At 48.2% G+C, this 4,143-nt stretch carries 5 protein-coding genes; 4 read left to right on the top strand and 1 reads right to left on the bottom strand.

The genetic code is table 11. The annotated features are described in order from the left end of the window. Window positions 1-97 precede the first annotated feature (97 nt). The 3 genes from AB3R30_RS26720 to ruvA all read left to right on the top strand — a co-directional run bounded on the left by AB3R30_RS26720 (window position 98) and on the right by ruvA (window position 1,702). Window positions 98-253 carry a hypothetical protein gene (locus AB3R30_RS26720; protein WP_458652241.1) on the top strand — a complete coding sequence of 52 codons (156 nt, stop codon included), beginning with the start codon at window positions 98-100 and terminating at the stop codon, window positions 251-253. A 61-nt stretch (window positions 254-314) separates the two neighbouring features. Next, window positions 315-1,082, top strand: a complete 768-nt coding sequence (locus AB3R30_RS26715; protein WP_458652240.1) for a Uma2 family endonuclease — start codon at window positions 315-317, stop codon at window positions 1,080-1,082. Beyond that, window positions 1,079-1,702 (top strand): Holliday junction branch migration protein RuvA, encoded by a 624-nt coding sequence (ruvA, locus tag AB3R30_RS26710; RefSeq protein WP_458652239.1) that lies wholly within the window; start codon window positions 1,079-1,081, stop codon window positions 1,700-1,702. Before AB3R30_RS26715 ends, ruvA begins: the two co-directional genes overlap by 4 nt. Before the next feature lie 75 nt (window positions 1,703-1,777). Here ruvA and AB3R30_RS26705 read toward each other — a convergent pair whose 3' ends face one another. Continuing rightward, on the bottom strand, window positions 1,778-2,230 hold the full coding sequence (locus tag AB3R30_RS26705) for a flavin reductase family protein (protein WP_458652238.1): 453 nt from the start codon (window positions 2,228-2,230) through the stop codon (window positions 1,778-1,780). A 222-nt stretch (window positions 2,231-2,452) separates the two neighbouring features. Between AB3R30_RS26705 and AB3R30_RS26700 the strand changes: the two genes are divergently transcribed. Then, window positions 2,453-4,069, top strand: a complete 1,617-nt coding sequence (locus AB3R30_RS26700; protein ID WP_458652237.1) for a DUF3352 domain-containing protein — start codon at window positions 2,453-2,455, stop codon at window positions 4,067-4,069. The last annotated feature ends 74 nt before the right edge of the window (window positions 4,070-4,143 follow it).

Genomic DNA, 4,143 nt, shown 5'->3' with positions numbered 1-4,143 from the left:
GGCAATTTACGACTCAAGATGCCCGCATCAAACTCAAGCGTCTCTATCCATCAATTCTTTCTTGACAGACTACTAGCGCGGCAAGCCTAATTTACTAGTGACCAGACTAGGATTTGGCATTGCCGCCAGTTATTCTCTTCGGGGCTTACGCAAGAGTCATTTTAAGTCCCCAACTACTCAAGCCTTCGCAACTACGGCATTATTGTCGCCTGATTTTGTCCAAACCATTGCTCAATTAGGACTGCAATCGTAACTGATCTGTTCACAAATAGACGTGCTAATTTTGGAGTAACCTGTCCCTTTACTCAGTGTGTATGAGCGCGATCGCCCCTGTCTCTCAATTACCCAATGCGGTTCACTACCCAAGCTCAGATGGAAAACCTGTGGCTGAAACCTACGATCATTTCTACGCAATTGTGATGATTTTGGAAGTCCTGCGGCAATTCCTCCAAGGGCAGCAGGCTACTGTTCTAGCAAACCAGTTTTTGTATTATGCCCAAGGCAATTCAAAGCTGCGAATTGCTCCCGATGTCATGGTCATTTTTGGCGTAGAACCGGGTGGACGCGACAACTATAAGATTTGGGAAGAAGGACAATTTCCCAAAGTAATTTTTGAAATTACCTCAAAAAGCACTCGACATGAAGATTTTGAGTACAAAAGAAACCTATATGAACAGCTTGAAGTTGAAGAATATTGGCTGTTTGATCCCAAAGGTGAATGGATTACCGGACAACTAGTTGGCTATCGATTAAGAGAGGATGCGCTGCAACCTGATGCTATCCGGCACTATAGCCCGATTGACGATTTTCAAAGTAAAGCGCTCAACTTGCAATTGAAAATTGAAGGTAAACTAATCGGGTTCTATCGGCTGGATACGGGTGAAAAGCTGCTGTTGCCCGAAGAACTCGCCCAAGCCTTGCAAGCTGAAACTGTTGCTCGTTCTGAAGCAGAGCAACGAGCAGATGCAGAAACCCAACGGGCTGAAGAGGCAGAGCGACAACTCGCTCAAGAGCGGCAGTTACGAGCAGAGTTATTGCAACAGTTACGCGATCGCGGGATTGATATCCCACCCACATCATGATCGGCTACCTCAAAGGCACAGTTGCCAGCATTCAAAAAGTTGGAACTCGGGTAATTCTCACCCTAGAAGTTAATCAGGTCGGCTATGACGTGCAAATTGTGCCGCGTCTGGTGATGCAGTTGCCCACCATTGGCGAAACGATGCAGGTATTTACTCATCTGCAAATTCGCGAAGAAGTGGTGATTCTGTTTGGGTTTGGAGCCGCTGCCGAGCGAGATCTGTTCCGTCAATTGGTCAGCGTCAGTGGGATTGGTCCGCAGCTTGCCGTCGCGCTATTGGATACGCTGGGTTTGCAAGACTTGGTGCAGGCGATCGTCTCTGGCAACACTCGCGCCCTTTCCAAAACGCCAGGGGTAGGCGGCAAAACAGCCGAACGCATCTCTCTAGAACTGCGAACTAAATTAGCCGAGTGGCGACAACAAGCAGGCATTCTCACTGTTCCCGCTGCTGGTCCTGCGATCGCCCTGCAAGAAGATGTAGAAATGACGCTACTCGCATTAGGCTACACCAACAACGAAATTTCTCAGGCACTCCAAGCCGTCGGCACCAACACCACCCTTTCTAAGCGAGACGATGCCGAAGAATGGATTCGAGAAGCGATCGCCTGGTTAAGCCAATAACCATAGAGGCAACAATCAGAGTTTTGAATTTTGAGTTTTAAGTATTGAGAACTCAAAACTTTTTCCTCCTGCCCCCTACCCGCCATACTGCCAACCAGTACTTTCTAAGAGCAGCGGTTCGCCTTCCCGATGAACGCCTGCCGCAATGACTTCTCCCACAAAAACCGTGTGGTCACCTTGCTCGACGGAGCCAACAACGCGGCATTCTACATAGCCTAGAGAATCGGTAATAATTGGACAACCCGTTTCACCCAGATAAAATTCCACCTCTTCAAACTTGTTGCCAACCCGTCGCTGCGGTTTAAAGAAAGCTTGCGCCAAGTCTTTCTGCTCGGCTCCTAAAATACTCAAGGCAAAAACGCCGCTGGCTTTGAGCATGGCGTGAGATTTGGAATCTTGTTTCACGCAGTTGACTACGAGAGGCGGCGTAAAAGAGGCTTGCATCACCCAGCTTGCAGTATAGCCATTCACTTCATCTCCTTCTTTCACGCCACAGATATACAGCCCGTGAGGAATTTTACGGAGCATCGTTTTTTTTGCTTGTTCGTTTAGCAAGGGACATCACCTGGTTAAAAACTACATCGTTAGTGTATCAAGTCGATCGCGCGTTCAACTCCGGAATCTACCTGCGGAAGTGTGTTTTGTCTAATAGCGGGAATCCTAGTATGTAGCTTCAACCTTACTTCTGCTTCAGGTACTGAACCACACATTTTCATTCAATCTGCTGATAAAGTTTTTGAGGAAATTTGCATGTCTGCAACGAAATTTTTGGCTCCCACAATTGGCGCGATCGCGATTGCAACAGGCGGAACCGCTGCCTATATGCATTTCAAAAATACTCCGAAAGAGGTGATGACTCCGCTGGCGATCGCCCAAGTTGTGCCGAATGATGCCTACATGACTGCTTTTATTTCGGCAGATGAACAAGCCTGGGCAAAACTCAAGCAGTTTGGCACCCCAGAAGCCCAAGCGGTGATCGTCAAAAATTGGAACACGTTACAGCAGCAGCTTGTTACCCAGAGCAACATTGATATTGAGAAAGATCTCAAACCCTGGGTTGGCAACACCATGGTGGCGCTGCTGCCCAACAAAGGTACTACGCAAAAGCCTAGTGTGCTAGTGGTCACCAGCATTAAAGACAAAATTAGTGCGATGAACTTTGCGATGAAACTGGCAAATCAGGGCAGTAGTAAAGCGAAGGAAAGCGACTATCAAGGCAATAAGATTATTGAAAGTACAAACAACTCTGTCTTTGCGGCAGTGGTCAAAGATTATCTGGTGATTGCCAGCGATCGCCCCGGTTTAGAAGCCGCGATTAACACCACTAAAGGTCAGCCTTCCTTTGCCGCTAAACCCGGCGCAGATAGCTTGCTGTCGAAGGGTATCGATGTGCAAAACTCGATCGCCCAAGTGTATTTGGTCGATTATGCTGCCGCCATACAGCAGTTGACCAATATGAATTACAATCGGGCAACTTCTATTCCTTCTGCCACGCTGGAACAGCTTAAGCGGGTGAAGTCGGTGGCGGCTGGAATAGGGACAGACGAAGGAGGAATACGAATCAAAGCGATCGCGGCAACTGATCCCCAAGCACCCAAATGGGATTACAAGCCTGCTCCTGGTAAAGTGATTGCTCAATTACCTGCCGACACATTGGCGTTAATCAGCGGCGCAAATTTGAGCCACTATTGGAACCAAGCAACGCAACAAGCTAAAGCTTATCCCGAAGGGGCGCAAGCGATCGCCCAAGCTCGACAAGCGTTTCAATCCGCAAATTTCGATTTAGATAAAGATATTTTTGGCTGGATGGACGGCGAGTTTGGCATGGCGCTGATTCCCTCCGATCGCGGCATTTTGTCTCAGGTGGGCTTTGGTGGGGTGATGGTGTTTAATACCAGAGATCGTAAGGCTGCCGAAAACGCCCTCAGCAAGTTGGATAATCTAGCAAAAGGCAACGCTGTTCTCGTTCAGCAGCGGGATGTGCAAGGCAAGAAGATTACTGAGTGGAACAGCCCTATAGGTGCCGTTTTAGGGCATGGCTGGTTAGACGATAATTCTGTATTTGTTGCCTTTGGCGAACCTTTAATTGAAACCATGGCAACCAAGCCGACGCTTAATCTGGATGCTAGCGACACCTTTAAGGGTGTGACTGGCAGTCTACCCAAGCAAAATCTGGGTTATGTCTATGTTGATATGGATAAGACCCTGACGGTAATGAATCGGTTGGCGGTCACTTCCCAAAAACCACTGTCTACAGACGCGATCGCTGTCCTAAATTCGATTCGTGGTATCGGCATTACTTCTACTCAAGCGGATTCCGCTGCGGGACAAGTTGATATGTCGTTGGCGCTGAAGAAGGGTAAATAGTCGAACCTGAAAAACTGGAGTTCAGGCGATCGCCTGAGAGTGAATCAGGGGATGAGTCAAAAAGAAGCGGAACA

This window comes from Sivoneniella epilithica UHCC 1019 (assembly GCF_040830845.1).
In the GTDB taxonomy this organism is placed as follows: domain Bacteria; phylum Cyanobacteriota; class Cyanobacteriia; order Leptolyngbyales; family Leptolyngbyaceae; genus ULC077BIN1.
This window is presented reverse-complemented; position numbering and strand designations above follow the sequence as displayed.